This is a genomic window from Bradyrhizobium huanghuaihaiense (assembly GCF_025200885.1).
GTDB classification, from domain to species: domain Bacteria; phylum Pseudomonadota; class Alphaproteobacteria; order Rhizobiales; family Xanthobacteraceae; genus Bradyrhizobium; species Bradyrhizobium huanghuaihaiense.
In genome coordinates, this window is sequence record NZ_CP104172.1 from 9,509,160 (window position 1) to 9,535,180 (window position 26,021).

The 26,021-nt window shown below is 65.1% G+C and carries 21 protein-coding genes; 7 read left to right on the forward strand and 14 right to left on the reverse strand.

The annotated features are described in order from the left end of the window. Positions 1-23 precede the first annotated feature (23 nt). Positions 24-518 (reverse strand): Fur family transcriptional regulator, encoded by a 495-nt coding sequence (locus N2603_RS44265; RefSeq protein ID WP_260387159.1) that lies wholly within the window; start codon positions 516-518, stop codon positions 24-26. A gap of 157 nt (positions 519-675) precedes the next feature. Here N2603_RS44265 and N2603_RS44270 point away from each other — a divergent pair, with 157 nt between their 5' ends. The 3 genes from N2603_RS44270 to N2603_RS44280 are packed head-to-tail and all read left to right on the forward strand — an operon-like array spanning position 676 to position 3,899. Further along, on the forward strand, positions 676-1,158 hold the full coding sequence (locus N2603_RS44270) for a MarR family winged helix-turn-helix transcriptional regulator (protein ID WP_018644354.1): 483 nt from the start codon (positions 676-678) through the stop codon (positions 1,156-1,158). Next, positions 1,151-2,314: an HlyD family secretion protein gene (locus tag N2603_RS44275; RefSeq protein ID WP_260387160.1), complete on the forward strand. Its 1,164-nt coding sequence runs from the start codon at positions 1,151-1,153 to the stop codon at positions 2,312-2,314. Before N2603_RS44270 ends, N2603_RS44275 begins: the two co-directional genes overlap by 8 nt. Positions 2,315-2,342: 28 nt before the next feature. Continuing rightward, positions 2,343-3,899 carry an MDR family MFS transporter gene (locus N2603_RS44280; RefSeq protein WP_018644352.1) on the forward strand — a complete coding sequence of 519 codons (1,557 nt, stop codon included), beginning with the start codon at positions 2,343-2,345 and terminating at the stop codon, positions 3,897-3,899. Positions 3,900-4,080: 181 nt separating this feature from the next. Here N2603_RS44280 and N2603_RS44285 read toward each other — a convergent pair whose 3' ends face one another. The 6 genes from N2603_RS44285 to pcaF form a co-directional block, all read right to left on the reverse strand. Further along, positions 4,081-5,172 carry a phosphotransferase gene (locus tag N2603_RS44285; RefSeq protein WP_260387161.1) on the reverse strand — a complete coding sequence of 364 codons (1,092 nt, stop codon included), beginning with the start codon at positions 5,170-5,172 and terminating at the stop codon, positions 4,081-4,083. 40 nt (positions 5,173-5,212) lie between these two features. Further along, positions 5,213-6,901: a methyl-accepting chemotaxis protein gene (locus tag N2603_RS44290; protein ID WP_260387162.1), complete on the reverse strand. Its 1,689-nt coding sequence runs from the start codon at positions 6,899-6,901 to the stop codon at positions 5,213-5,215. A gap of 230 nt (positions 6,902-7,131) precedes the next feature. Next, the gene (gene pcaG, locus N2603_RS44295; RefSeq protein ID WP_260387163.1) at positions 7,132-7,734 is read right to left on the reverse strand and encodes a protocatechuate 3,4-dioxygenase subunit alpha; all 603 of its coding nucleotides are present in this window, start codon (positions 7,732-7,734) and stop codon (positions 7,132-7,134) included. Position 7,735: 1 nt separating this feature from the next. Further along, complete coding sequence (pcaH, locus tag N2603_RS44300; RefSeq protein WP_260387164.1) at positions 7,736-8,437, reverse strand: protocatechuate 3,4-dioxygenase subunit beta; 702 nt, start codon at positions 8,435-8,437, stop codon at positions 7,736-7,738. A gap of 108 nt (positions 8,438-8,545) precedes the next feature. Next, positions 8,546-9,439: a dioxygenase family protein gene (locus N2603_RS44305; protein ID WP_260387165.1), complete on the reverse strand. Its 894-nt coding sequence runs from the start codon at positions 9,437-9,439 to the stop codon at positions 8,546-8,548. Positions 9,440-9,568: 129 nt separating this feature from the next. Next, on the reverse strand, positions 9,569-10,777 hold the full coding sequence (gene pcaF / locus N2603_RS44310; RefSeq protein WP_260387166.1) for a 3-oxoadipyl-CoA thiolase: 1,209 nt from the start codon (positions 10,775-10,777) through the stop codon (positions 9,569-9,571). Positions 10,778-11,138: 361 nt separating this feature from the next. Here pcaF and mutS point away from each other — a divergent pair, with 361 nt between their 5' ends. Then, on the forward strand, positions 11,139-13,877 hold the full coding sequence (mutS, locus tag N2603_RS44315; protein WP_260387167.1) for a DNA mismatch repair protein MutS: 2,739 nt from the start codon (positions 11,139-11,141) through the stop codon (positions 13,875-13,877). A gap of 214 nt (positions 13,878-14,091) precedes the next feature. On the opposite strand, the gene N2603_RS44320 is transcribed toward mutS, so the two are convergent. The 6 genes from N2603_RS44320 to N2603_RS44345 all read right to left on the reverse strand — a co-directional run bounded on the left by N2603_RS44320 (position 14,092) and on the right by N2603_RS44345 (position 20,527). Beyond that, a complete protein-coding gene (locus N2603_RS44320; protein ID WP_026312191.1) occupies positions 14,092-15,768 on the reverse strand; it encodes a methyl-accepting chemotaxis protein in 1,677 nt (558 codons plus the stop codon). 406 nt (positions 15,769-16,174) lie between these two features. After that, positions 16,175-16,984 carry a hypothetical protein gene (locus N2603_RS44325; protein WP_260387168.1) on the reverse strand — a complete coding sequence of 270 codons (810 nt, stop codon included), beginning with the start codon at positions 16,982-16,984 and terminating at the stop codon, positions 16,175-16,177. A gap of 240 nt (positions 16,985-17,224) precedes the next feature. Beyond that, a complete protein-coding gene (locus tag N2603_RS44330) occupies positions 17,225-17,734 on the reverse strand; it encodes an OsmC family protein (RefSeq protein ID WP_018644343.1) in 510 nt (169 codons plus the stop codon). A gap of 52 nt (positions 17,735-17,786) precedes the next feature. Beyond that, the gene (locus N2603_RS44335) at positions 17,787-18,572 is read right to left on the reverse strand and encodes an ABC transporter ATP-binding protein (protein ID WP_260387169.1); all 786 of its coding nucleotides are present in this window, start codon (positions 18,570-18,572) and stop codon (positions 17,787-17,789) included. A gap of 4 nt (positions 18,573-18,576) precedes the next feature. Next, the gene (locus N2603_RS44340) at positions 18,577-19,422 is read right to left on the reverse strand and encodes an ABC transporter permease (RefSeq protein WP_260387170.1); all 846 of its coding nucleotides are present in this window, start codon (positions 19,420-19,422) and stop codon (positions 18,577-18,579) included. 133 nt (positions 19,423-19,555) lie between these two features. Further along, on the reverse strand, positions 19,556-20,527 hold the full coding sequence (locus N2603_RS44345) for an aliphatic sulfonate ABC transporter substrate-binding protein (RefSeq protein WP_260387171.1): 972 nt from the start codon (positions 20,525-20,527) through the stop codon (positions 19,556-19,558). Positions 20,528-20,715: 188 nt separating this feature from the next. On the opposite strand from N2603_RS44345, the gene N2603_RS44350 reads away from it, so the two are divergent. Beyond that, positions 20,716-23,505 carry a [protein-PII] uridylyltransferase gene (locus N2603_RS44350; protein WP_260387172.1) on the forward strand — a complete coding sequence of 930 codons (2,790 nt, stop codon included), beginning with the start codon at positions 20,716-20,718 and terminating at the stop codon, positions 23,503-23,505. Between the two features lie 118 nt (positions 23,506-23,623). On the opposite strand, the gene N2603_RS44355 is transcribed toward N2603_RS44350, so the two are convergent. Continuing rightward, positions 23,624-24,154 (reverse strand): methylated-DNA--[protein]-cysteine S-methyltransferase, encoded by a 531-nt coding sequence (locus tag N2603_RS44355; protein WP_260387173.1) that lies wholly within the window; start codon positions 24,152-24,154, stop codon positions 23,624-23,626. Positions 24,155-24,194: 40 nt separating this feature from the next. Here N2603_RS44355 and N2603_RS44360 point away from each other — a divergent pair, with 40 nt between their 5' ends. Further along, entirely contained in the window at positions 24,195-24,611 is a 417-nt protein-coding gene (locus N2603_RS44360) for a DUF1304 domain-containing protein (RefSeq protein ID WP_260387174.1), read from the forward strand. 132 nt (positions 24,612-24,743) lie between these two features. Beyond that, on the forward strand, positions 24,744-25,970 hold the full coding sequence (locus N2603_RS44365; RefSeq protein ID WP_018644336.1) for an ABC transporter substrate-binding protein: 1,227 nt from the start codon (positions 24,744-24,746) through the stop codon (positions 25,968-25,970). Positions 25,971-26,021 lie beyond the last annotated feature (51 nt).

Below are 26,021 nucleotides of genomic sequence, written 5' to 3' on the forward strand. Positions count from 1 at the left end.
TCCGGCTTTGCGCCGTTGTTGCTTCAAGACATTTTCTGACAATGGGCGCAGACGCCCGTGATCTCCACCACAGACAGCTTTGGTGCGAAGCCCGAGCTGCGTGCGGCGGCGTTGAGATCCCCGGCAAAGGACCCCGACTGGATCTCACCGACGAGGCCACAGCGCTCGCAGATCAGGAACGCCACCGCCGAGGTCGCGTCATGGTCATGGGCGGCACAGGCCAGATAGGCGTTGCGGCTCTCGATGCGGTGCACGAGGCCGTTGGCCATCAGGAAATCGAGAGCACGATAGACCGTGATCGGCGCCGGCCGCGCCATCGATTTTGCCAGTTCGTCGATGACCTCATAGGCGCCGAGCGGGCGATGGCTGGAGAGCAGCGCCCCCAGCACCTGGCGGCGGATCGGCGTGAATTTCTGCGCGCGCTGCTCGCAAACCTCCTCGGCATGCGCCAGCGCGTCCGCGGTGCAGCGGCCGTGATCATGGTCAGGCGCGGGAAAGGCCGGCTTTGCGAGGGTCATGCGGCCAGCCTTCTAGCATTTCGGCGATGGAACCCAAAGCATCACCGGCCCGGCGGCTGCCAGCCATGCTCATCCCGCGGGACTGCGTCCCGATAATCCGCCACACAATAATCATAAGCTTGCTTATATTATTCCAAGCTTATTGGAGACCAAGCTTATGAGCCGCGGGTCCGTGGACCAGAACTTCCTGTTTACGCTCGGCGAGCTTTACCGCCTGCTGCGCGTCTATGCCGACAAGGAGGCTTCGCGCTTCGGCATCACCCGCGCGCAATGGGCGGTGCTGGCCAAGGTCGAGCGCAGCGAGGGCATGAAGCAGTCCGAACTCGCCGAGCTGCTCGAGGTGCAGCCGATCACGCTGACGCGCCTGATCGACAAGCTCTGCGACAATGACTGGATCGAGCGCCGCAGCGATCCTTCGGACCGCCGCGTCAAGCGCCTCTATCTCAAGAAGGCCGGACGGCAATTGCTGGGACGGATGAGCGGCCTGAAGTCGGAGCTCACGGCGAACGCGCTCGACGGCATCAGCCCGGCGGACGCCCACCGTCTCCTCACCCAACTCGAAACTATCAAGGAAAACGTGCGTAACGCGGCCCAGACATCCGGCGCGGAACAAGTGCGTAAGGAGCAGCGCTATGGCTGATCAGGTTCTCAAGTTCCAGCCCGAGCAGAAGAACGACAGCGGCAAGCCCACCAAGAAGGCCGGCACCGATCCGCGCCGCCGCCTGCTGGCCGGCCTGCGCCGCTATCGGCGCTTCCTGCTGATGGTCGTGCTGCCCGTGATCGCCGCCATCGGCGGCGTCACCTTCTATCTCAACGGCGGACGCTATGTCGGCACCGACGATGCCTATGTCGGCGCGCAGAAGGTGCTGGTGACGCCCGACATCTCCGGCAAGATCCAGAAGGTCCTCGTGAAAGAAGGGCAGTCCGTCAAGCAAGGCGACGAGCTGTTCGAGATCGACCCCGTTCCGTTCCGCCATGCGGTGGACGAAGCCAAGGCACAGCTCGCCCAGACCCGCACGACCTACGACAATCTCGTCGCCAACATCAAGATCTACGGCGACATGCTCAACCTCGCCCAGCAGGGCGTCGATCTGAAGCAGCGCGACGTCGAGCGCAAGCAGGCGCTGGTGAAGAACAATTACGGCTCCCAGCTCGATCTCGACAACGCAGCCAACGCGCTGGTGACCGCCGGCGCACAGACGCAATTCGTCAAGCAGCAGCTGTCCAACGCAAAAACGCAATTGCTCGGCGATTCCAACCTGCCGCTCGAGCAGTTCCCGCCCTATGCGCAGGCCAAGGCAAAGCTCGACGACGCCCAGCGCAATCTCGACCACACCGTGCTGCGCGCGCCGATGGACGGCGTCGCCACGCAGGTCGAGCAGATCCAGCTCGGGCGCTTCGTTGCCGCCGGCACGGCGGTGTTCTCCATCGTCGACATCGCCCATCCCTGGGTCGACGCCAATCCGAAGGAGAGCGACCTCACCTATGTCACCGAAGGTCAGCCGGTCACGCTCGAGGTCGACGCGTTTCCCAACCACGTCTTCAAGGGCAAGATCGGATCGCTCTCGCCCGGCACCGGTGCGCAGTTCGCGATCCTGCCACCGCAGAACGCCACCGGCAATTTCGTCAAGGTGGTGCAGCGCGTGCCTGTCCGGATCTATTTCGACGAGACCGACAAATACGTCCGGAAGCTGAAGGCCGGCATGAGCGTCTATGCCACCATCGACACCGGCCACAAGCGTTCGCTCGCCGGCCTGCTCGGCCTGTCGGCGACCGCGGGCCAGGACAAAGACTAAGACAACGACCAAGACAAGGACTGACGCGATGTCCGGCCCCAATGCCAGCCTGATGGTCCCCGGCCTGCGCCGGAACATGGTGACGATCTGCGCCATGACCGCGACCATCATGCAGGCGCTGGACACCACGATCGCCAACGTCGCGCTGCCCTACATGCAGGGCACGCTGTCGGCCTCGCAGGACCAGATCAACTGGGTGCTGACCTCCTATATCGTTGCCGCGGCGATCATGACCGCGCCGGTGGGCTGGATCGCCAACCGCTTCGGCCGCAAGCGCATCTTCATCATCTGCTCGGCCGGCTTCACGTTCGCCTCGGTGCTGTGCGGCCTCGCGCAGGACATCAACCAGATGGTGCTGTTCCGCCTGCTGCAAGGGGTATTCGGCGCGGCGCTGGTGCCGCTGTCGCAGTCGGTCATGCTCGACTATTACACGCTCCAGGAGCGCGCCAAGGCGATGTCGATCTGGGGCATGGGCGTGATGATGGGCCCGATCATGGGCCCATCGCTGGGCGCCTGGCTGACCGAGACGTATTCCTGGCACTGGGTGTTCTTCGTCAATTTGCCGTTCGGCGCGATCACCGTGCTCGGGCTGATCGTCTTCATGGACGAGACCAAGAAGGATCTCAGCCTCAAATTCGACTGGCTCGGTTTCGCTGCGCTGGCGATCGCGATCGGCTCGCTGCAGCTCGCGCTCGACCGCGGCGAGCAGCTCGGCTGGCTGGAATCCAACGAGATCATCGCGGAGTTCATCGTCTCGGCGGTCGCATTCTACTTCTTCCTCGCGCACTCCTTCACGACCTCGACGCCGTTCATCCGCTTTGCGCTATTCCGGGACCGCAACTTCGTCACCGGCTGCGTGTTCATGGTCGTGATGGGCCTCGTGCTGTTCTCCACCATGGCGCTGGCCTCACCCTACATGCAGAACGTGATCGGATATCCCATCATCACGGCCGGCCTGCTGCTGGCGAGCCGCGGTTTCGGCACCTTCTTCGCCATGATGCTGGTCGGCCGCATGATGCGCTATTTCGAGGCCCGCACGTTGATCATTGCCGGCCTCACTCTGACCGCGGGCTCGCTGTTCCAGATGACCGGCTGGACCGATCTCACCCAGGTGCCGGAGATCGTGACCGTCAGCATCATCCAGGGCTTTGGCTTCGGTCTCGTCTTCGTGCCGCTCTCGACGGTGGCGTTCCTGACCCTGCCGAACCATCTGCGCACCGATGGCACCGCGATGCTGACCCTGATGCGCAATGTCGCGAGCTCGGTCGGCATTTCGGTCGTCATCGCCGAGCTGACGCAGGGTACGCGGCGGACCTATGCGATCCTCTCCGAGCACATCAACCCATTCAACCACGCCCTGCAAATGCCGGACGTACGCGGCATCATCAACCTCTCCACCGACGCCGGCCGCGCCATGGCCGACCGGATGGTCGGCGTGCAGGCGCAGATCATCGCCTTCGCCCACGACTACATGCTGGTGATGGTCTTCATCCTCTGCACCATCCCGCTCGCGCTGATGATCGGCTCGACCAAGGCCACCCTGCGCAAGCAGGCGGCAGGGCCGGAACATGCGGTGATGGAGTAGGTACGCTCGCCCTCTCCGCGTCGTCCCGGCGAAGGCCGGGACCCATAGCCACAAAATTGAGTTTGGCGACGACTCGGAGTTGGCAGCTCGTGCGACAACCTCGCCCTGTGGTTATGGGTCCCGGCCTTCGCCGGGACGACACCTGATGAGTTGAAGCACCACCGCGCCTCATTCCCACCCCCTACCCCAACAACTCCTCGCACCCCAAATCCTCGACCGCGATCATCACGCGCTCCAGATTGTTCCACCAGATCAGCGGCGGGATGTTGATGCTCCACTGCCAGACCGGCCGCGTGATCTGCCAGAGCACCGCCCAGCGGTAGTCGCGATCGAGCGCGCCGCGCGTGTAGCCGGTGATGCCGCTCTCCATCAGCGTGTCGTGGTAGAGATTGAGCAGCGGGCGTTCGAGCGCTTGGCGGCGTTCCGGATACCAATGCATGGCCATCATGTAGGCGAGGTCGTGGGTCGGAACGTTGATGCTCCAGAGATCGAAATCGAAGATGCGCACGGTGTCGGCGACGCCCGCGCGCGGCAGCATGAAATTCCAGGTATGGGCGTCGCCATGCGTGATGCTGAGATCACGGCGTGAATGGTAGCGCTGGGACAGCCGTTCCGACTGGTCAATGAGGCGACGGTAGAGGATGCGCCGCTCCTCGCTCAGGCGATTGCCCAGCAGGTCGGCGAAGCGGTCATAATGGCCGGCAAACGTCTCCATGCGTTGCGCGCTGTCCTCCATGCTGGCGAAGGTGCCGACTGTGTCGCCGAGGCTCGGATGGTCCCACCAGGCTGCATGCCAGCGTGCGAGCGTGGTGACGATGGCGAACGTCTGCTCGCGCGACGGCGGCACCGGCCAGGCCATCGCGATGTCGTGGCTGTCGGTGAGGTCCTCGAGCAACAGATGCCAGCTGGGGCCGCCCTCGTCGAAATGCCCGTCAAAACAGCGCGGCACGAGTCCCCGCGGCATCTTCGGCACAAGCTGCGTGTAGTAGTCCACCTCGCGCCGGCCGCCATTGGCGAGGCTCTCGGCGAAAGCGGGATTGGGAGTCTTGAGGATCAGCGACTGCGGGGCGCCGGTGGATTCGCCGACATAGCGCAGCCCGAGCCTGACGATATGTGACACGACGGTGTCACGCTGATGCAGCACCTTCACTTCGCGCACCGCGCCAGCATCAAGCACGCCGCCCCGGCGCAGCGCAGCCGTCAATCGGGCGGGCTCAACGACCGCCGGCAATTGTGGAGGTGTCATGACCACGATGCCCCTGTCCCGCGCCATACTGCACGATCACGATCCCGGGCACCAGCGACCGACCAGCTTATGCCGCGGCGGTGGAGTCCCGCACGGTCCGGACCACGACCGACCGCAGCTGCTCGAGATTGGCCGCCATTCCCGCGATCGCCTGCCTGACCTCCGCGGCGCGCTCGTTCACGGAAGCCGCGTCGCGGCTGACATTGCCGATCTTGGCCGAGACGTCCTTTGCGGCGGACGCCGATTCGGAGATCGATCGCGCGATCTCCCGTGTCGCCGCGTCCTGCTCTTCCATCGCCGCGGCAACCGAGGTCGCAACACCGTCGATCTCGACGATGTGGCCGCCCATGGTCTCGACGGCGTCCACGGCCGCCTGCGTCGAGGCCTGGATCTCGGCGATCAGGCGCCCGATCTCCTCGGTGGATTTGGCGGTCTGGTCGGACAGGGATTTGACCTCGGCTGCGACCACCGCGAAGCCGCGGCCGGCCTCGCCGGCGCGCGCCGCCTCGATGGTGGCGTTGAGCGCCAGAAGATTGGTCTGACCGGCGATGCCGCCGATGAGGTCGGAGACTTCGGCAATCTTCTTCACCGATCCGGCCAGCGCCTGGATGGTCGAACGCGCCTGCTCGCGGCCCGCGACCGCCGACTTCGTGACGGTCGAGGTGCGTGCAACCTGGGTCGCGATCTCCCGGATCGAGGCACTCAGCTCCTCGGCTGCGGCCGAAACCGTCTGCGAGCTGCCCAGCGCCTGCGTCGAGGCTGCAGCCACGGCCTGTGATTCCGTGGACAGCGAGCGGGCGATCTCGGACAGGCTGGAGGCGACCCGTTCCACGCCCTGGCTCGCGGCGCTCGCGGTATCGACCGAACGACCGGTTTCGCGCTCCACCGTCTCGGCCATCTGATGCAGGGCGGAACGCTTGGCGCGTGTGGCCTCCTGCTCGCTCTGCAATTGCTCCTCGCGCAAGCGGGAATTCTCGATCGCGCCCTGCTTGAACACCTCGAGGGCGCCCGCCATCGAGCCGATCTCGTCCTGCCGATGCGCGAAGGGGATGTCGGCGGCGAGATCGCCGGTCGCGAGCTTCTGCATCGTGCCGGTCATGCGCACGATCGGACGGACCACGCCAAGGGCAACGCCGAGCAGGCCGGCGGCAATGAAAGCCAGAACCGCGGCGGAGACGCCGAGCAGGATATAGAGGATCGAGCTGTCGCGGTCCGCCGCCAGCTTCTCCATGTCGGCATTCTGCTTGTTGGCGTTCTCGACGATGTTGTCGATGACGGCGCGATGCGCGGTGTAGGCTTCCTTGAGCTGCGCATAGGTGCGCTCGGCGGCAGCCATGTCCTTGGCCTTCAGGGCTGGCAGGAGCTGGTCGGACGCCTTCCAGAATTTCTGTACCTCGGCGTCGGATTTCGACACCAGGGCGGTCTTCAGGTCGGCCGAGAGGCTGGAGGCGACCCAGTAAGCCTTGCGCTCGTCGTAGTCCTTGCGAAGCTGGACCAGGCGCTCGCCATGGGCCGCCAGCTGGTCCGGCTCGCGCATGGCGAGGGTGGCTTCGAGATAGGCCTCGATGACGTATTCCGGCGGCGGCAGGATGTCGGCGATCAGGTCATTGCCGAGCTTGATGTCGGAATAGAGGGGACCGCCGACCTTGAGCTCGCGTAGCGCATAGAGACTGGTGGAGACGACCGCGGTGAAGCCGATGGCAAGCACGATACCGAACGCAATGATCGCGGAAGACAACGACAGACGAATTTTCATATGGCAATCCAGGCGCGAATCAAATCCGCACTGAGCCTAGATCGTTACGGTAAATACGGACTTTCTTCGCGGACAGGTTGCAGACGGAAAAGCTCCGCAGAACTACGGGATTGGGATCGATTAATCGGTTTTGGGTCAGTGAGACTGACGCTCAAACGTGCAGCACCGGCTGCAATTGCGCTGAATGAGAAGCGCGTCGCGGCGTCCCGGAGTCGCCGCGACGCATTGCCTCAGACGTCGAAGAACACCGTCTCGGCGTCGCCCTGGAGGTGCAGGTCGAGGCGATAGACCGGCTTGCCGGCCTCGCGCACCGCGGTCAGCGTGGCGCGGCGCTCAGCGGGCACCAGCGCCAGCACGGGGTCGGCGGCGTTGCCGGCCTCGTCGCTGAAATAGATGCGGGTGTAGAGATGCCTGAGCATGCCGCGGCCAAAGACGGCGAGCAGGATGTGCGGCGCCTGCGGCTTGCCGTCGGGATCGGGCACCACGCCAGGCTTGATGGTGTCGAAGGAATAATTGCCGTCCTTGTCGGTGCCGCAGCGGGCGAAGCCGCGGAAGCTGGCATTGGGCAGCGCGCGCTTGTCCTGCGGGTCGGCGAAGCGTCCTTGCGCATCCGCCTGCCAGATCTCCAGCATGCAATCCGGCACGGCAATGCCGTCGCCGTCAAAGACGCGCCCCTCGATGCGGACACGATCGCCGGTGACATCAGGCGTCAGCGTCGAATTGGTGAACGCGTCGTTCCAGGCGTAGTCGCCGGTTGGCGTCAGTCCGTATTTGAAGAACGGACCGACGGTCTGCGATGGGGTGATCCCGTCAGGCTTCACAGAATCTTGCACGTTAGTGGTTCTCCATGGGCGTGGCGTTCTTGCCGCGCAGCACGATGTCAAAGCGGTAGCACAGCGCCCATTCGGGCTGGGTGTTCTCGAGGTCGAACGACGACACCATCCGCGCCCGCGCCTTCTCGTCCGGCACCGAGTTGAAGATCGGGTCGAACGGAAACAGCGGGTCGGCCGGGAAATACATCTGCGTCACCAGCCGCGTGACGAAGGAATGGCCGAACACCGAGAGATGGATATGCGCGGGGCGCCAGGCATTGTGGTGATTGCCCCAGGGATAGGCGCCGGGCTTGATGGTGACGAAGCGGTAGTAGCCGGCGGCATCGCTCACGGTGCGGCCCGCGCCGGTGAAGTTCGGATCGAGCGGCGCCGGATGCTGGTCGCGGACATGGACATAGCGGCCGCAGGAATTGGCCTGCCAGATCTCCACCAGCGAGTTCGGCACGCCGCGGCCGTCCTCATCGCGCACATGGCCGTGCACGATGATGCGCTCGCCGATCGGCTCGCCGGTGTGCTGGGTGGTGAGATCGTTGTCGCCCTCGCGCACGGTCTCGTGGCCGTAGACTGGGCCGGTCAATTCCGACAGCGTGTGGCGCATCGGGATCAAGGGCTTGTTCGGCGCGCGCTTGATCGAGCTTTTGTACTCGGGCGACAGCGGCAGCGGATGCGCCTTGTTGGTGTCCACGGGATAGATGAATGTCATTGGCGAACTCCTCCCCGGCCATTTTAGGTCCAGCCGGTCAACGCTTCCGCCAATCATTATAGGATATAACTAATTTGGGGAAGCGGGTTTAAGCCTCCTGCTCCAATGCTATTTGATCGGCGGACGCGGCAGCACGGCTTCCCCAGCCTCGAGCCGGTAGGTGTGGTCGAGCGAGTACCAGGGCGTCGCGACGTCGGGCGCGACCGGATGCAGCGTCTCGTGGCGCTGGAACTTGCCGATCAGCGCCTGCGTCACCCCAAACTGCACGTCGCTGTCGATATGCGGATCAGCGGGATCATAGACCTGCGAGATCAGCGTCTTGAATCCGGGCTTGAAGATCAGGGCGTGCAGATGCGCGGGTCGGTAGGGATGCCGGCTCTGCGCCTCGAGCAGCCGGCCGACCACGCCATCCGTCGGAATGGGATAGCCGACCATCATCACCGAGCGGAAGGCGAAGCGTCCATCCTGGTCGGTCGTGAACTTGCCGCGCAGGTTCATGTCGGCCTGCTCAGGATCCTGGTTCTCGTAAAGACCAACCGGAGAGGCGTGCCAGACATCAACCTCGGCACCGGCGACGGGACGGCCGTCCCTGTCGACGACGCGGCCGCTGACGAACAGCGGCGCACCCGGCGTCTCCGAGCGCACGATCGATCCGCCATTCTCGACCCGCGGCGAGTTCAGCCGCCAGAACGGCCCGAGCAGCGACTGGTCGGTTTCAGTGTTGCCCTGATCGCCATTGTTGAGCAGGCACACCAGCGGCGAGACGCCGAGCGAGCCCGCCATCAGCACGACTTCGTTGTGCGTGTCGGTGGTCAGCTTGCCGAGCTCGGCCACGATCGCAGTGGCATCGCGGAATTCCTTCTCGGTCAGCCGAACGTCGCGCACGAAGGCGTGCAGGTGCTTGACCAGGGAGACCATGATCTGGCGCAGCCGCGGATCGGACGTCCGCTCCATCACCGCCAGTGCCGCGGCCGTGACGTCCTGCTCGCGCTCTATGATCATGGGATGGTCCCTGAAGCGACAACAAACGCCGTCATTCCGGGGCGATGCGAAGCATCGAACCCGGAATCTCGAGATCCCGGGTTCAGCCCTGTCGGGCTGCCCCGGGATGACGGTCCACTGCGTGGACCGTCAGTTCAGCTTCTCGATCGCAACGGCGACGCCCTGGCCGACGCCGACGCACATGGTGGCCAGCGCCAGCTTGCCGCTGCGCTTCTCCATGCCGTGCACGGCGGTGAGCACGAGGCGCGCGCCGCTCATGCCGAGGGGATGGCCGAGCGCGATGGCGCCGCCATGCGGATTGACGAAATCGGCATCGTCGGCGACGCCGAGCTGGCGCATGCAGGCGATGCCCTGCGAGGCGAAGGCCTCGTTGAGCTCGATCAGGTCGAAATCGCTGATCTTCTTGCCCAGGCGCGCCATCAGCTTGCGGGTCGCGGGCACAGGTCCAATGCCCATGATGCGCGGCGGCACGCCGGCCGAGGCGAGGCCGAGGATGCGCGCGCGGGGCGTCAGGCCGTGCTTCTTCACGGCCGCTTCGGACGCGAGGATCATCGCGGCGGCGCCGTCATTGACGCCGGAGGCGTTGCCGGCGGTGACCGTGCCGGGATTGCGCACGATCGGCTTCAGTTTTGCCAAGCCTTCCAGCGTGGTCTCAGGGCGCGGATGTTCGTCCTTGTCGACCGTGATGGGGCCGGCCTTGCCGCCGGGAATGGTGATCGGCGTGATTTCTTCCGCGAAATAACCCGCCGCGATCGCAGCGCCCGCACGCTGCTGCGAGCGGATCGCGAAGGCGTCCTGGTCGGCGCGCGAGACCTGGAATTCCTCGGCAACGTTCTCGCCGGTCTCCGGCATCGCATCGACGCCATACTGCGCCTTGAGCAGCGGATTGATGAAGCGCCAGCCGATGGTGGTGTCGAAGATCTCGGCCGAGCGCGAGAACGCTTCCTGCGCCTTGCCCATCACGAAGGGTGCGCGGGTCATGGATTCGACGCCGCCGGCAATCGCAAGCTCGATCTCACCGGAGCGGATGGCACGGCCCGCGGCGCCGACCGCGTCGAGGCCAGAGGCGCAGAGCCGGTTCAGGGTCTGGCCGGGAACCGAATCCGGCAGGCCTGCCAGCAGCAGCGCCATGCGCGCGACGTTGCGGTTGTCCTCGCCGGCCTGGTTGGCGCAGCCGAAGAAGACCTCGTCGACCTGCGCCCAGTCGAGCTTGGGATGCTTGGCCATCAGCGCCTTGATCGGGGCTGCGGCGAGATCGTCGGCACGCACCTTGGCGAGTGAGCCGCCGAAACGGCCGATCGGGGTCCGCACGGCATCGCAGATAAAGACGTCACGCATCGTTGTTCTCCCTGAATGCCGCGATCCGGCCAAATTCTTCAATGTCGGCGGAGTTTTAGGAGGGCGCCCGCGGCAGGTCAATTGACGGTTTCGCGTGCGGCGTATTCGAGTGGATGCCGTGAAACTCAGCCGTCATTCCGGGGCGCCCGGAGGGCGAGCTATGGTGCGCAATTGCGCACCTGAGAATCCATAACCACGAGCCGGGGTTATGGATTCCGGGCCTGCGCCGTTCCGGCGCATCCCGGAATGACGACGGAATATGTTGCGCTCATTATCCCATCGTGCGGACAACGTGGAAAACCTCTCCTTCCCGGCCAAACCGATAGGAGCAGGTGCCGAAATTTTGTAGGTTGCGCCGCCCATGACCATGCAACAGCCGATACCCGTCCCGCCGCCCGACGAAGCGCCCGCGCCGCAGGCGGAAGCCGCTGCTCGCGTGACGCCGATGATGGAACAGTACCTGGAGATCAAGGCAGCGCATCAGGGCCTCTTGCTGTTCTACCGGATGGGCGACTTTTACGAGCTGTTCTTCGAGGACGCCGAGATCGCCTCCAGGACGCTCGGCATCGTCCTGACCAAGCGCGGCAAGCATCAGGGCGCCGACATCCCGATGTGCGGCGTTCCGGTCGAGCGCTCCGAGGATTATCTGCACCGCCTGATCTCGGCCGGCCACCGGGTCGCGGTATGCGAGCAGACCGAGGATCCTGCGGCAGCGAAAGCGCGCGGCAACAAGAGCGTCGTGCGCCGCGGCGTGGTGCGGCTCGTCACGCCTGGCACCCTGACCGAGGACACCCTGCTCGATGCGCGTGCCAACAATTATCTGCTGGCGATCGCGCGCGCGCGTTCGTCCGCCGGCGGCGACCGCTTCGGCCTCGCCTGGATCGACATCTCGACCGCCGAATTCATGGTGACCGAGGTTTCGGGCGGCGAGCTCGCCGCGACGCTGGCGCGCATCAACCCGAACGAGGCCATCGTCACCGACGCGCTCTACAACGACAGCGAGCTCGGCCAGACCCTGCGCGAGCTGCCGGCGGTGACGCCGCTGACCCGCGACGTGTTCGACGGCGCCACCGCCGAGAAGCGCCTCTGCGATTATTTCGCCGTCGCGACCATGGACGGCCTGGCGCAGCTGACGCGGCTGGAGGCCACCGCCGCGGCCGCCGCCGTCACTTACGTCGACCGTACCCAGGTCGGCAAGCATCCGCCGCTGTCGCCGCCCGCGCGCGAAGCTTCCGGCGCGACGATGGCGATCGACCCGGCGACGCGCGCCAATCTCGAACTGACGCGAACGCTCGCCGGCGAGCGCCGCGGCTCGCTGCTCGACGCCATCGACTGCACCGTGACCTCGGCAGGCTCGCGCCTGCTCGCGCAGCGCCTCGCCGCACCGCTGACCGATGCGCCAGCGATCGCGCGGCGGCTCGACGCGGTCAGCACCTTCGTTGCGGAGTCCGCGACGCGCGAAGACGTCCGCAGCATCCTGCGTGGCGCCCCCGACATGTCGCGCGCGCTGGCCCGTCTCTCGGTCGGCCGCGGCGGACCGCGCGACCTCGCGGGCCTGCGCGACGGCATCATCGCCGCCGATCAGGTGCTGGCGCGGCTTTCCGAGCTCGACCAGCCGGCGCAGGAGATCGCGGCAGTGATGGCGGCGCTGCAGCGTCCGTCGCGCGAGCTTGCAGCCGAGTTCGCCAGCGCGCTCGACGAGCAATTGCCGTTGATCAAACGCGACGGCGGCTTCGTGCGCCAGGGCTACGAGCCCGCGCTGGACGAAGCGCGAAACCTGCGCGACGCCTCGCGCCTCGTGGTCGCCTCGATGCAGGCGCGTTACGCCGACGCGACCTCCGTCAAGGGCCTCAAGATCCGCCACAACAACGTGCTCGGTTATTTCGTCGAAGTGACCGCGCAGCACGGCGACAAGCTGATGTCGGCGCCGCTGAATGCGACCTTCATCCACCGCCAGACTCTGGCGGGCCAGGTGCGGTTCACCACTGCCGAGCTCGGCGAGATCGAAGCCAAGATCGCCAATGCCGGCGACCGCGCGCTCGGCCTCGAGCTCGAAATCTTCGAGAAGCTCTGCGCCAAGGCGCTCGAGATCAGCGACGATCTGCGCGCGGCGGCGCAAGGCTTTGCGCTGCTCGACGTCGCGACGTCGCTCGCCAAGCTCGCGATCGACGAGAACTATGTGCGGCCTGAGGTCGACGGCTCCCTCGCCTTCGCGATCGAGGCCGGCCGCCATCCCGTCGTCGAGCAGGCCCTCAAGCGCAACGGCGAGCCGTTCATCGCCAATGCCTGTGATCTCTCGCCAAGCCCAGCGCAAAAATCCGGCCAGCTCTGGCTGCTGACCGGTCCCAACATGGCCGGTAAATCGACCTTCCTGCGCCAGAACGCGCTGATTGCACTACTGGCGCAGATCGGCAGCTTCGTGCCGGCGACACGCGCGCGGATCGGCATCATCGACCGCCTGTTCTCGCGCGTCGGCGCCGCCGACGATCTCGCCCGCGGCCGCTCCACCTTCATGGTGGAGATGGTCGAGACCGCGGCGATCCTGAACCAGGCCGGCGAGCGCTCGCTCGTGATCCTGGATGAGATCGGCCGCGGCACCGCGACCTTCGACGGCCTCTCGATCGCCTGGGCTGCGATCGAGCATCTGCACGAGAGCAACCGCTGCCGCACCCTGTTCGCGACGCATTATCACGAGCTGACCGCGCTCTCGGCAAAACTGCCGCGCATGTTCAACGCCACCGTGCGCGTGAAGGAATGGCAGGGCAACGTCGTGTTCCTGCACGAGGTGCTGCCGGGCTCGGCCGATCGCTCCTACGGCATCCAGGTCGCAAAGCTCGCCGGCCTGCCTCCCGCCGTGATCACGCGCGCAAAATCCGTGCTCTCCAAGCTGGAGGCGCAGGACCGCGGCCAGACCGCGCGGGCGCTGGTGGACGATCTGCCGCTGTTCGCCGTCCCCTCCCGCGCCGCCGCCGAGGCCGCGCCGCCGAGCGAGGCCGAGCTGTTGATGGAAGCGGTGAAAGCGCTGCACCCCGACGAGATATCGCCGCGCGAAGCGCTCGATGCGCTCTATGCATTGAAGGCCAAGCTGCCGAAGCAGTAGCGCTGCCGTAGCCCGGATGAGCGCAGCGACATCCGGGACGACTGTTCCCGCATGTCGCTTCGCTCATGCGGGTTACGATACTTTCTGCGCCGAGGGGAAGTGCCGTAGGGTGGGCAAAGCGAAGCGTGCCCACCAAGCAACGACGAATTCGCAGAAAGATGGTGGGCACGGCGCGCGAAGTGCGCGCGCCCTTACCCACCCTACGATTCCAGCCTTACGCCCGCGCCGCGATCGCCGCGGCTTCCGCGGCGGCGCGCTGCATGCTGGTCGACATCTCGTTCGTGACCGTGCTCTGCTCCTCGACGGCGGCGGCGGTCGAGGTCACGTATTCGCTGACATTGTTGATCGCCTGCTTGATCGAGCCGAGCGCGCTGACGACGTCGCCGGAGATGCCGTTGAGGCTGCCGATCTCCTGGCCGATCTTGTCGGTCGCCTGCTTGGCCTGGTTGGCGAGGCTCTTCACTTCGGAGGCGACCACCGCGAAGCCGCGGCCGGCTTCGCCGGCGCGCGCGGATTCGATCGTGGCGTTGAGCGCGAGCAGGTTGATCTGACCGGTGATGTTGTTGATCATCTCGACGATGCCGCTCATCGCCTGCGCGGCCTCGGTGAGGCGCTGCGCCTGGGCGTCGGCGGCGGCAACCTGATCCACCGCGCTCATCGCGGTCTCGCGCGACTTGGTCATCGCCTCGGAAATCTCCCGCACCGAGGCATTCAACTCCTCGGAGCCGGCGGCGACCGATTCCATCATGCCGCGGACGCGCTCGTTGCCCATGCGGACCAGCACCTGCCGCGTGGTGTCGGTGGCATATTTCACGACCTTGAACGGCTTGCCGTTGAGATCGAGGATCGGATTGTAGGAGGCCTGGATGTAGACCTCCTTGCCGCCCTTGCCGATGCGCTTGTACTCGGCCGCCTGGTACTGGCCGCGGTTGAGCGCGGCCCAGAACTCGCGATAGGCCGCGCCGTCGCGCTCGCTGGGTTCGACGAACATGCTGTGATGCCTGCCCTTGATCTCGGCCAGCGAATAGCCGAGCGTGGCGAGGAAGTTGGTATTGGCGGTGATGATCGTGCCGTCCATGTTGAACTCGATCACGGCCTGGGCCTTGTCGATCGCCGCGATCTGACCGGCGAGATCGGCGTTCTTCAGTTTCTCCGCGGTGATTTCGGTTGCGAACTTGGCGACGCCGAACGGCTTGCCTTTCTCGTCGAGCAGCGGATTGTAGGAGGCGAGGATCCAGACCTCGCGGCCCCCCTTGCCGATGCGCTTGAACTCGCCGGCCTGATATTCGCCGCGGTTGAGCGCGGCCCAGAACTGACGATAGGCGGCGCCGTCACGCTCGGCGACCTCGACGAACATGCTGTGATGCTTGCCCTCGATCTCGGCCAGCGAGTAGCCGAGCGCCTTGCAGAAATTCTCGTTGGCGGTGACGATGGTGCCGTCGAGCTTGAACTCGATCACGGCCTGGGCACGGCTGCTGGCGGCGATCTTCGAGGCGTCCGTCATGCTCCGGATCTTCTTCTGGGTGATGTCGGTCGCAATCTTGGCGACCATCACCGCCTTGCCGTTGCCGTCGAGCACGGGATTGTAGGATGCTTCGATCCAGACCTCGCGGCCGCCCTTCGCGATCCGCTTGAACTCGCGCGCCTGATACTCGCCACGGTTCAGTGCGGCCCAGAACGCCTTGTACTCGGCGTTGTCGCGCTGGTCGGCCGGCACGAACATGGAGTGATGCTTGCCCTGGATTTCGTCGAGCCGATAGCCGAGGGCATCGAGAAAATTCTTATTGGCCGTGATGATCGTCCCATCAAGGTTGAATTCGATCATCGCCTGCGAGCGGCCGATGGCGGCGAGTTGTGCGTCCGAATCACTGCGGGACTTGCGACCAAACATCAAACAATCTCCATCTCGAAAAACCACCGATGGGGACGCGCCCGTCGGAACCAGGGATGTGACCGCGCGGCAGCGTCGCCGTATCTCAGTCTGCGGCTCCCGTGGGCCGTTCGCTTGAAAAAGAGAGCCGCGCCAATTTGCGCGGACGGGATCGGAAGCTGGTGTGCGATCCGATTCGTACGGGAAAAGCTCGAACAAAGTTCTAATAGAAATGTCGGAATTCGGCGGCCGATGGATCGGCATGTCCGCGCGATGGACAGAGGCGTTCAGGCCGGGAAAAAACGGCAGAACTTGAAATGAGGTTTCTCATTCAACGGCTTGAGGAGATGCCCGCATCATCTCATCGGCGCGAATTGAGCTTGGCATAACGTATTCGCGCGACGCCATGTCGTGCTTGTCCGTAGTCTCACGGCTGCTGTCGCGCCTTGCGCATCGCGCGCCGGCCGATCCCCCACAGCGTCAGATTCCAGGTGACGCAGGTGCCGAGTGCGAGAGTCAAACCGACAGCCGAGCCGAATTGCACCACCGCGACGTGCATGACGGCAATCGCCATACCGAATCCGAGCAGGCCCCACGCGGAGTTGGCGAGGACGGCGGCCGTCGGCGGACCGCCGATGCGCGGATGCAGGATCAGCATGATGCTGGAGAACACCACCGGATACAGCGCGATGATGCCGCTGATGCGGGGACCGACCCAGCCGGAGGTCGAGACCACGATGGCGACGAGGGTCGCGACCAGCGCAGCCCGCATCGGGACGTCATACCAGCGGCGCGTCACCAGCGGCATTTTCGCGTGGCGATAGCCTGCGAGCAGCGGAATGCAGATACCGAATGCGATCAGATTGGCGGCAAGGCCCGCGGTGAGCGACCACTCGAACTGGCGGATGATCGATGCAAGCACGATCCACACCGAGATGGCGCTTCCGCAACTCACCACGAGATTGTGCCGCTGCGACAGCACGACATAGGTGAGGCACATGAAGATCGTCGCCGCGTTCACCGGCAGGCTCGCCAGCGCGCCCTGCGCGATGAAGGCGGCGTCATGATCGATCGCAAGAAAGACGTAGGACGGACCTGCCGACACCGGCAGGGTCGCGATCAGCGCGCCGATCACCGGCCCCGAGCGTTCGGTGATAACAGACGCCGTCACCACGAACGCCGCCGCGATCGCCATGCGCAGGAGCAGGAAAAGGATGAAGTGGAGGTCGAGGGGCATTTTTTGTTTTTGTGCCGGGCAAGCGACGCACTGGTCCGGATAGAAGGCGAAGTTATTCAGTCCGTCATTCCGGGGCGCGCGAAGCGCGAGCCCGGAATCCATAACCACAGGCCGCGATTGCTTTAAGGAGGCTGGAGCAACGACCGCCCGAAATCACGACGGCCTGGGGTTATGGGTCCCGGGCTCGCGCCAAGCGGCGCGCCCCGGGACGACACCGATTGTCAGGCTGCGGTCCTCATCTCACATCCTTTGCATCGACACCGAGACCTTCGGGCCGTTCTTGATGGTCTGGTAGACCACGCAATAGCGCTCGGTGAGCTTGAGCAGCAGATCGAGCTTGTCCTGCGGCGCCGGCGTATCGACCTCGAAGCGGAGGCGGATCTCGGCGAAGCCGACCGGGGTCTCCTTGTCGACGCCGAGCGTGCCGCGGAAATCGAGATCGCCCTCGGCATAGACGTTGCCGGCCTTGAGCGGCACCTCGATCGCGGTCGCGACCGATTTCAGCGTGACGCCGGCGCAGGCCACCAGCGCTTCCAGCAGCATGTCGCCGGAGCAGAGCTCGAGGCCTGAGCCGCCGGTGGCGGGATGCAGGCCGGCCATCGCGATGGCGCGGCCGGTCTCGACCTTGCACGCAATACCTTCGCTGTCGGTGGAACCCTTGGCCTTCAACGTGATCAGCGCGGCCTTGGGATCGGTCTTGTAGCGCTCCTTGATCGGGGCCTGCATCTGGCGCAGTTCAGCGGCGTCCATTGTTCTCTCCCGGAAAAATCGCTCCTCGATGTACCGGCTCAGCGAGACATTGTCACCACCACATGGCCTGGCCGGGACCCTGGGTTGCGTCCCGGTCGGGCACGCTGCGGTCGAGCGAACGATCGAGTGACGTCAGCACACTTCGCTTGAAATTCTCGAACAGCGGCGAATTGCGGTCGCGCGGCCGGCCGAGATTGATCTCGATCTGGTCGAACAGCCGGCCCGGCCGCGGCCGCATCACCAGTACGCGATCAGCCAGCACCACGGCCTCGTCGACGTCATGTGTGACGAGGATCAAGGTCGGGCGGGTGTCGGCCCAGAGGTCGAGCAGATGATCCTGCAGATCCCTGCGCGTGAACGCGTCGAGCGCGGAGAACGGCTCGTCGAGCAGCAGCACCTCGGGCTGTGGCACCAGCGCCCGCGCAATCGCGACGCGCTGCGCCTGCCCGCCCGAAAGCTCGCGCGGCCAGGCCTGTGCCTTGTCGCCAAGCCCGACGCGCTCTAGCGCGCGAGCCACCTTCGCGCGCCGCTCGGCCGCGGGCAGATCGGCGAGGCCGAAGCCGATATTGTCGGCGACGCTGAGCCAGGGCAGCAGCCGCGGCTCCTGGAAGATGATGCCGATCTTGGCATGCGGCGAAGCGATCGCCTCGTCATCGAGCGTCACCGTGCCGGAGCTGGCGCGATCGAGGCCGGCGATGGCACGGAGCAATGTCGACTTGCCGCAGCCGGAGCCGCCGATGATGGCGATGATCTCGCCCTGTTTGACCTCGGCGGAGAAGCGCGCCAGCGCCTCGACGCCGTTGGGATAGGTCTTGCTGACCCGGTCGAGCGCCAGCATTGCCTCAAGCTCCCTTCGCGCGACCAAAGGCGTCCTGCCAGCGCAGGAACGGCGCGGCCGCAACTTCGATCAGCCAGTCGGTGAGCTTGCCGAGGATGGCGAAGATCACGATGGCGGCAAGGATCTGCGCGGGTTTGCCGAGTTGCTGGCCGTCGAGCAGGAGATAGCCGAGGCCTTCGGAGGCGCCGATCAGCTCGGCCGCGACAACGAACATCCAGCCGAGGCCAAGACCGACGCGCAAGGAAACCACGTAAGCCGGCAGCACAGCGGGCAGCAGGATGCGGCGGATCATCGCGAAGCCGGAGAGGCGGAAGGTGCGGCCGACCTCGACGATCTTGCGATCGACCGAGAGGATCGCGCCCATCACGCCGAGATAGACCGGGAAGAACACGCCGACCGCGATCAGCGCGATCTTCGAGGTCTCGAAAATGCCGAGCCACAGGATGAACAGCGGCACCCAGGCAAGCGACGGGATCGCGCGCAGCGCCTGCACGGTCGGATCGAGCAGCCGGCGCGCCAGCGACCAGTAGCCGGAGATCGCACCAAGCAGCGTCCCCGCAACCACGCCGAAGGCGAAGCCGAGGCCGACACGCCACAGCGTCGCAGTGATGTGACGCACCAGTTCGCCGGAACGGGCGAGCTCGGTGATGGTGGTGAAGATGCGAGAGGGCGGCGGCACCAGGCGTCCGTTGGACCAGCCGGACCAGACCACGAGCTCCCACCCGAGTGCGAGCGTCACCGGCAGCAGCAGCCCCAGCACCGGCCGCGCATAGCGCGACAGCCGCGAAGGCGCGGCGGCGCTCTCGGCTGGTTCCGATGATTGTTGCAGCACTGGCGCGTCGGAGATCATGGCCGGTAGGAAGCGCGTCTGACGAGGGAATGCAACACTCCTCTTGCCGCGTCCTCAGCCGTCGTCCCGGGTTCGCTTCGCGCCCCGGGACGACGGCGGAGTGTGGTGCGCGCGCTTGCCTCTTCCCTGCCGACTAATTCGTCGGCAGCGGGACCTGGTCGTCGATCAGGGCATCGAGCGTCGCCTTCACGTCGACCTTGGCATCGACGACACCGGCCTGTTGCAGCGCGAGGCCGGCGGCGAGGATCGACTCGCGCTGGGCTGCGCCGATGCGGCTGTGGGTGAGCTCGGTGCGCTCCTTGAGCTGCTTGTCGACGACCGCCTCGGGGAGCTTCGTCACCGCGATGAAGGTCTTCTTCAGCTCGTCGTAATTCGCCAGCGAATACTTGCGCGCCTCCTCGTACACCGCGAGCACGCGGCGGGCGGCATCCGGATAATCCTTCAGGAACTGCTCGCGTACATTGAGGATGCCCCAGGTGTTGGCATCGGCCTTGCGATAGAACAGCTTTGCGCCCTCCTCGACCTCGGCCTGCGCCATCATGGGATCGAGACCGGCCCAGGCATCGACGTCACCGCGGATCAAAGCGGTCTTGCCGTCGGCGTGCTGGAGCAGCACCGGCGTGATGTCCTTTTCAGTCAGGCCCGCGCCCAGCAGCGCGCGCACCAGGAAGATGTGCGGATCGGTGCCGCGCGTCACCGCGACGCGCTTGCCCTTGAGGTCGGCGACATCAGCGATCTTGGAGTCCTTGCCCGTCACCAGCGCGGTCCATTCGGGACGCGAATAGACATAGATCGACTTGATCGGGTTGCCGTTGATCTTCGCCACCAGCGCCGCCGAGCCCGCGGTCGAGCCGAAATCGATCGAGCCGGCGTTGAGGAATTCCAGCGCCTTGTTCGAGCCGGCCGACTGCACCCAGGTGATGGTGATGCCGTCCTTGGCGAACTCCTTCTCCAGCAGCCCCTTCTGCTTCAGCACCATCGACACCGGGTTGTAGGTCGCCCAGTCGATGCGGATTTCCTTGAGTGGATCGGCGGCCTGCGCCGCAGGGATCAAAGCAAGCGTCATCGCGCCGGCCAGCAGAATGCGTCGTGTAATCCCAGTCATGCCCGGCTCCCTCCAAAACTTCATTGTTTTTCAATGAGTTATATCTAGAGGTCAACGAGAAAATCCGACCCTTGAAAGGGCGCCGGCCGAGAACAGATTTGCCCGAAGCCGGCCTTTTCCAGCACGGAACGACTATTGCCCGCGAATGACGGGTGACAGCGCCTGTCACCTCTTATATCCGGTGAGACATGGACAGCGTCGCAACTGAGCAGAAGCCTGAGGTGGACGATCGCTTCGACACCGCGCGGATCACCGCCGCGGTCGACGCGCTTGCCGAGAAGCACGAGGGACGCGAGGACGCGTTCCGCACCGCCATGGCGCAATTGCTCAAGGCCGAGCTGATCGCGGCGCGCGCCGCGGCGCAGGCGATCCTGCTGAAGGACCGTCACGGCCGCCGCTGCGCCGAGCGGCTCTGCCACGTGCAGGACGAGATCATCCGCATCCTCTATTCGGCCGCGACCCGCCATCTCTATCGCTCGCCGATCCCGAGCGGCGCCGAGCGCATGGCGGTGGTCGCGACCGGCGGCTATGGCCGCGGCCTGATGGCCCCCGAGTCCGACATCGATCTCCTCTTCATCCTGCCCTACAAGCAGACCGCCTGGGGCGAGCAGGTCGCCGAAGCCATCCTCTATTGCCTCTGGGACATGGGCCTGAAGGTCGGTCACGCCACGCGCTCGGTCGACGAATCGATCCGGCAGGCGCGCGGCGACATGACCATCCGCACCGCGATCCTGGAGACGCGCTTCCTCACCGGCGACCAGCCGCTCTATGACGAGCTGGTCGAGCGCTTCGACAAGGAAGTGGTGCAAGGCACCGCGTCCGAATTCGTCACGGCCAAACTCGCCGAGCGCGAGGAGCGGCACCGCCGCGGCGGCCAGTCGCGCTATCTGGTCGAGCCCAACGTCAAGGACGGCAAGGGGGCGCTGCGCGACCTGCACACGCTGTTCTGGATCGCAAAGTACGTCTACCGCGTCCGCGACACCGACGAGCTGGTCGAGCGCGGCGTATTCGACGCGCAGGAATACCGCAGCTTCCGCCGCTGCGCCGACTTCCTCTGGTCGGTGCGCTGCAATCTGCATTTCTACTCTGGCCGCGCCGAGGAGCGCCTGTCCTTCGACCTGCAGCGCGAGATCGCCGTGCGGCTCGGCTACACCTCGCATCCCGGCATGCAGGACGTCGAGCGCTTCATGAAGCACTACTTCCTGGTCGCCAAGGAGGTCGGCAACCTCACCGCCATCCTCTGCGCCAAGCTCGAGGACCAGCAGGCCAAGCCCGCGCCGGTCCTGAGCCGGATGATGGCGCGGCTGCGCCCGACGGCGGTGAAGCGGCGGGTCCCTGACAGCGACGACTTCATCGTCGACAACAACCGCATCAACGTCGCCGCGCCCGACGTGTTCAAGCACGATCCGGTCAATCTGATCCGCATCTTCCGCCTGGCGCAAAAGAACAACCTCGCCTTCCATCCGGATGCGATGCGCGACGTGACGCGCTCGCTCGGCCTGATCAACGCGCAGCTGCGCGAGAATCCGGAAGCGAACCGGCTGTTCATGGAGATCCTGACCTCCGATAACGCCGAGATCGTGCTGCGGCGGATGAACGAGACCGGCGTGCTCGGCCACTTCATCCGCGCCTTCGGCAAGATCGTCTCGATGATGCAGTTCAACATGTATCATCACTACACCGTCGACGAGCATCTGATCCGCTGCATCGGCTTCCTGCAGGACATCGAGCGCGGCGGCATAGAGGAGTTCGCTCTCGCCAGCGACCTGATGCGCAAAACGAGACCCGAGCACCGCGCGGTGATCTACATCGCAACGCTGCTGCACGACGTCGCCAAGGGCCGGCCGGAAGACCACTCCATCGCCGGCGCCAAGGTGGCACGGCGGCTCTGCCCGCGGCTCGGCTTCAGCCCGGCTGATACCGAACTCGTGGCCTGGCTGATCGAGGAACATCTGACGATGTCCACGGTCGCGCAGTCGCGCGACCTCTCCGATCGCAAGACCATCGAGAACTTTGCCGCCGTGGTGCAGTCGGTCGAGCAGATGAAGCTGCTGACGATCCTCACCACCGCCGACATCCGCGGCGTCGGTCCCGGCGTGTGGAACGGCTGGAAGGCGCAGCTGCTGCGCTCGCTGTACTACGAGACCGAGCCGGTGCTCACCGGCGGTTTCTCGGAAGTCGACCGCGGCAAGCGCCTCGCGGCCGCGCATGCCGAGTTCCGCATGGCCTTCGCCGAATGGCCGAAGGACGAGCTCGATGCCTATATCGGCCGGCACTATCCGGCCTACTGGCTCAAGGTCGAACTGCCGCGCAAGATCCGCCACGCCCGCTTCGTGCGTTCAAGCGAGCAGGCCGGCCACAAGCTCGCGATCAATGTCGGCTTCGACGAGGTGCGCGGGGTGACCGAGCTCACGATCTTCGCCGCCGACCATCCCTGGCTGCTCTCGATCATCGCCGGCGCCTGCGCCTCGGCCGGCGCCAACATCGTCGACGCGCAGATCTACACCACGACCGACGGCCGTGCGCTCGACACCATCTCGATCTCCAGGGAATACGACCGCGACGAGGACGAGGGCCGCCGCGCCACGCGCATCGGCGAGATGATCGAGGACGTGCTCGAAGGCAAGCTGCGCCTGCCCGAAGTGGTGGCGCGGCGCACCGTGCGCAGCAAGGCAAAGCCCTTCGTGATCGAGCCGGAAGTGACCATCAACAACCAATGGTCCGACCGTTACACCGTGATCGAGGTCTCCGGCCTCGACCGCCCCGGCCTGCTCTACGAGCTGACCACCGCGATCTCGAAGCTCAACCTCAACATCGCCTCAGCCCATGTCGCGACCTTCGGCGAGCGTGCCCGCGACGTGTTCTACGTCACCGACCTGCTGGGCGCGCAGATCAACGCGCCGACGCGGCAATCCGCGATCAAGAGCGCGCTGACCCATGTGATGGCCGGCGACAAGGCGGTTCAGCCGGCGGCGTGATCCTCTCTTGTCATTTCGGGGCGCCGCGCAAGCGGCGAGCTATGGTGCGCAATTGCGCACCTGAGAATCTCGAGGTTCCGGGTTCGATGCTTCGCATCGCCCCGGAACGACGGAGCCTTCAAACCTCCACCCCCTCGTGCCGCAGCAGCCAGCGCTTGCGCTCCAGCCCGCCGCCGTATTTCACCAGCGAGCCATCCGCGCCGATCAAGCGATGGCACGGCAGCACGACGCTGATCGGGTTGGAGCCGTTGGCATGGCCGACGGCGCGAATGGCTTTTGGCGTATCGATCCTTGCCGCGAGCGCGCCGTAGCTCAGCGTGGTGCCGGCAGGGATTTTGGCAAGCGCGGTCCAGACCTTTTGCTGGAACGGCGTCCCTGCGATACGCCATGCAATCCCTGAGAGCTGATCGAGATCGCCGTCGAAATAACCCGACAGCGCAATGCGCATCGCCGTCGGCGCAGGCCGATCACTCAGATCCACCGCGCCGTAATGCAGGCGCAACAGCTCGCGCATGCGGTGCTCATAGTCTTCCCAGTCGAGCGCACGAAGACTGCCCTCGGCATCGGTGACCAGCAGCGCGATCCCGATCGGCGTCGCCATGCGGTCGAGGCCGAAGCGTCCAGGCGTCTTGGTTGATCGAACGGGCATTGCGGCACCAGGCAATCGAAACACACCCATCGCACTTGCCATGGCAGCCGTGCTAACGTCCACCCGAAAGCTGACGCTTTTGGGGGAGCTCAACTTGAACTTGATCGCCAATGTCCTGGTGGCGCTGGTCGCCGCACTGCACGCCTACTTCCTGATCCTGGAAATGTTCCTCTGGGACAAGCCACAGGGCCTGAAGGTTTTCCGCAACACGCAAGAGAAGGCCGCGATCACAAAGGTGCTGGCCGCCAATCAGGGGCTCTATAACGGCTTCCTGGTCGCCGGCCTGATCTGGGGCCTCGTCCACGGCAATCCGGCCTTCGCGTTCCAGATCAAGGTGTTCTTCCTGCTCTGCGTGATCGTGGCCGGCGCCTATGGCGCGGCGACCGTCAGCACGCGGATCCTGATCGTGCAGGCGGTGCCGGCGGCGGTCGCGCTGGTTGCATTGTTTCTCGCCTGAGACGCTTCGGCGCAGCGCCGCGATCCTTGCGCGGCGGCTGCCCTTCCTCCACAATCTCCGGCAGCGATGGCGACCGTTGCAACAACGGAAAAGACCATCGGTCGAAAATTCCGTCAGGAGGAACAACCCAACATGACCAATCGCAGAGCTTTCCTAGCTGCCACGACAGCGCTCGCCTTCGCATTCTCCGCCAGCCAAGCCCTCGCCCAGAAGAAATACGACACCGGCGCGAGCGACACCGAGATCAAGATCGGCCAGACCGTTCCGTTCTCGGGGCCCTATTCCGTCTACGCCAATATCGGCAAGACGCAGGCCGCCTACTTCAAGATGATCAACGATCAGGGCGGCATCAACGGCCGCAAGATCAATTTGATCCAGTATGACGACGCCTATTCGCCGCCGAAGACGGTGGAGCAGGTGCGCAAGCTGGTCGAAGGCGACGAGGTGCTGTTCACGTTCCAGCTGATCGGCACCGCGGCCAACGCCGCCGTGCAGAAATATCTCAACGGCAAGAAGGTGCCGCAGCTTCTGGCCTCCACCGGCGCCGCACGGTTCAACGATCCGCAGAACTATCCCTGGACCATCGCCTATAATCCCAACTACGTGTCCGAGGGGCGCATCTACGCCAAATACATTCTCAAGGAGCATCCGAACGCCAAAATCGGCGTGCTCTACCAGAATGACGACATGGGCCGCGACTATCTCGCGGGCCTCAAGAGCGGTCTCGGCGACAAGGCCGCCAGCATGATCGTCGGCGAGGTCTCCTACGAGGTCACCGATCCCACCGTCGACTCGCAGGTGGTCAAGCTGAAGTCGATGGGCGTCGACGTGTTCTACGATGCCTCGACGCCGAAGTTCGCGGCGCAGGCGATCAAGAAGCTCGCCGACCTCGGCTGGACGCCGGTGCACATCCTCGACATCAATGCGAGCCCGATCTCGGCGACGCTGAAGCCGGCCGGCCTCGACATCTCCAAGGGCATCATCTCGACCCAGTACGGCAAGGAGCCGGGCGATCCGCAGTGGAAGGACGATCCGGGCGTGAAGGCCTTCTTCGCCTTCATGGACAAGTATTTCCCTGAGGGCGACAAGCTCAACACCGTCAACACCTATGCCTATTCGGTGGCCGAATTGCTGACGCAGGTGCTGAAGCAATGCGGCGACGACCTCACGCGCGAGAACGTCATGAAGCAGGTCGCCAACATCAAGGGCTATACGCCGAGCCTCGCGCTGCCCGGCATCAAGATCAACACCGGGCCGAACGACTTCCGCGTCAACAAGCAGATGCAGATGATGAAGTTCAACGGCGAACGCTGGGAGCTGTTCGGCCCGATCATCGAGGACACGGGCCCGTCGGGTTAGTTTCGGGAACGGATCGTAGGGTGGGTTAGCGCAGCGGATTGCGCGAAGCGC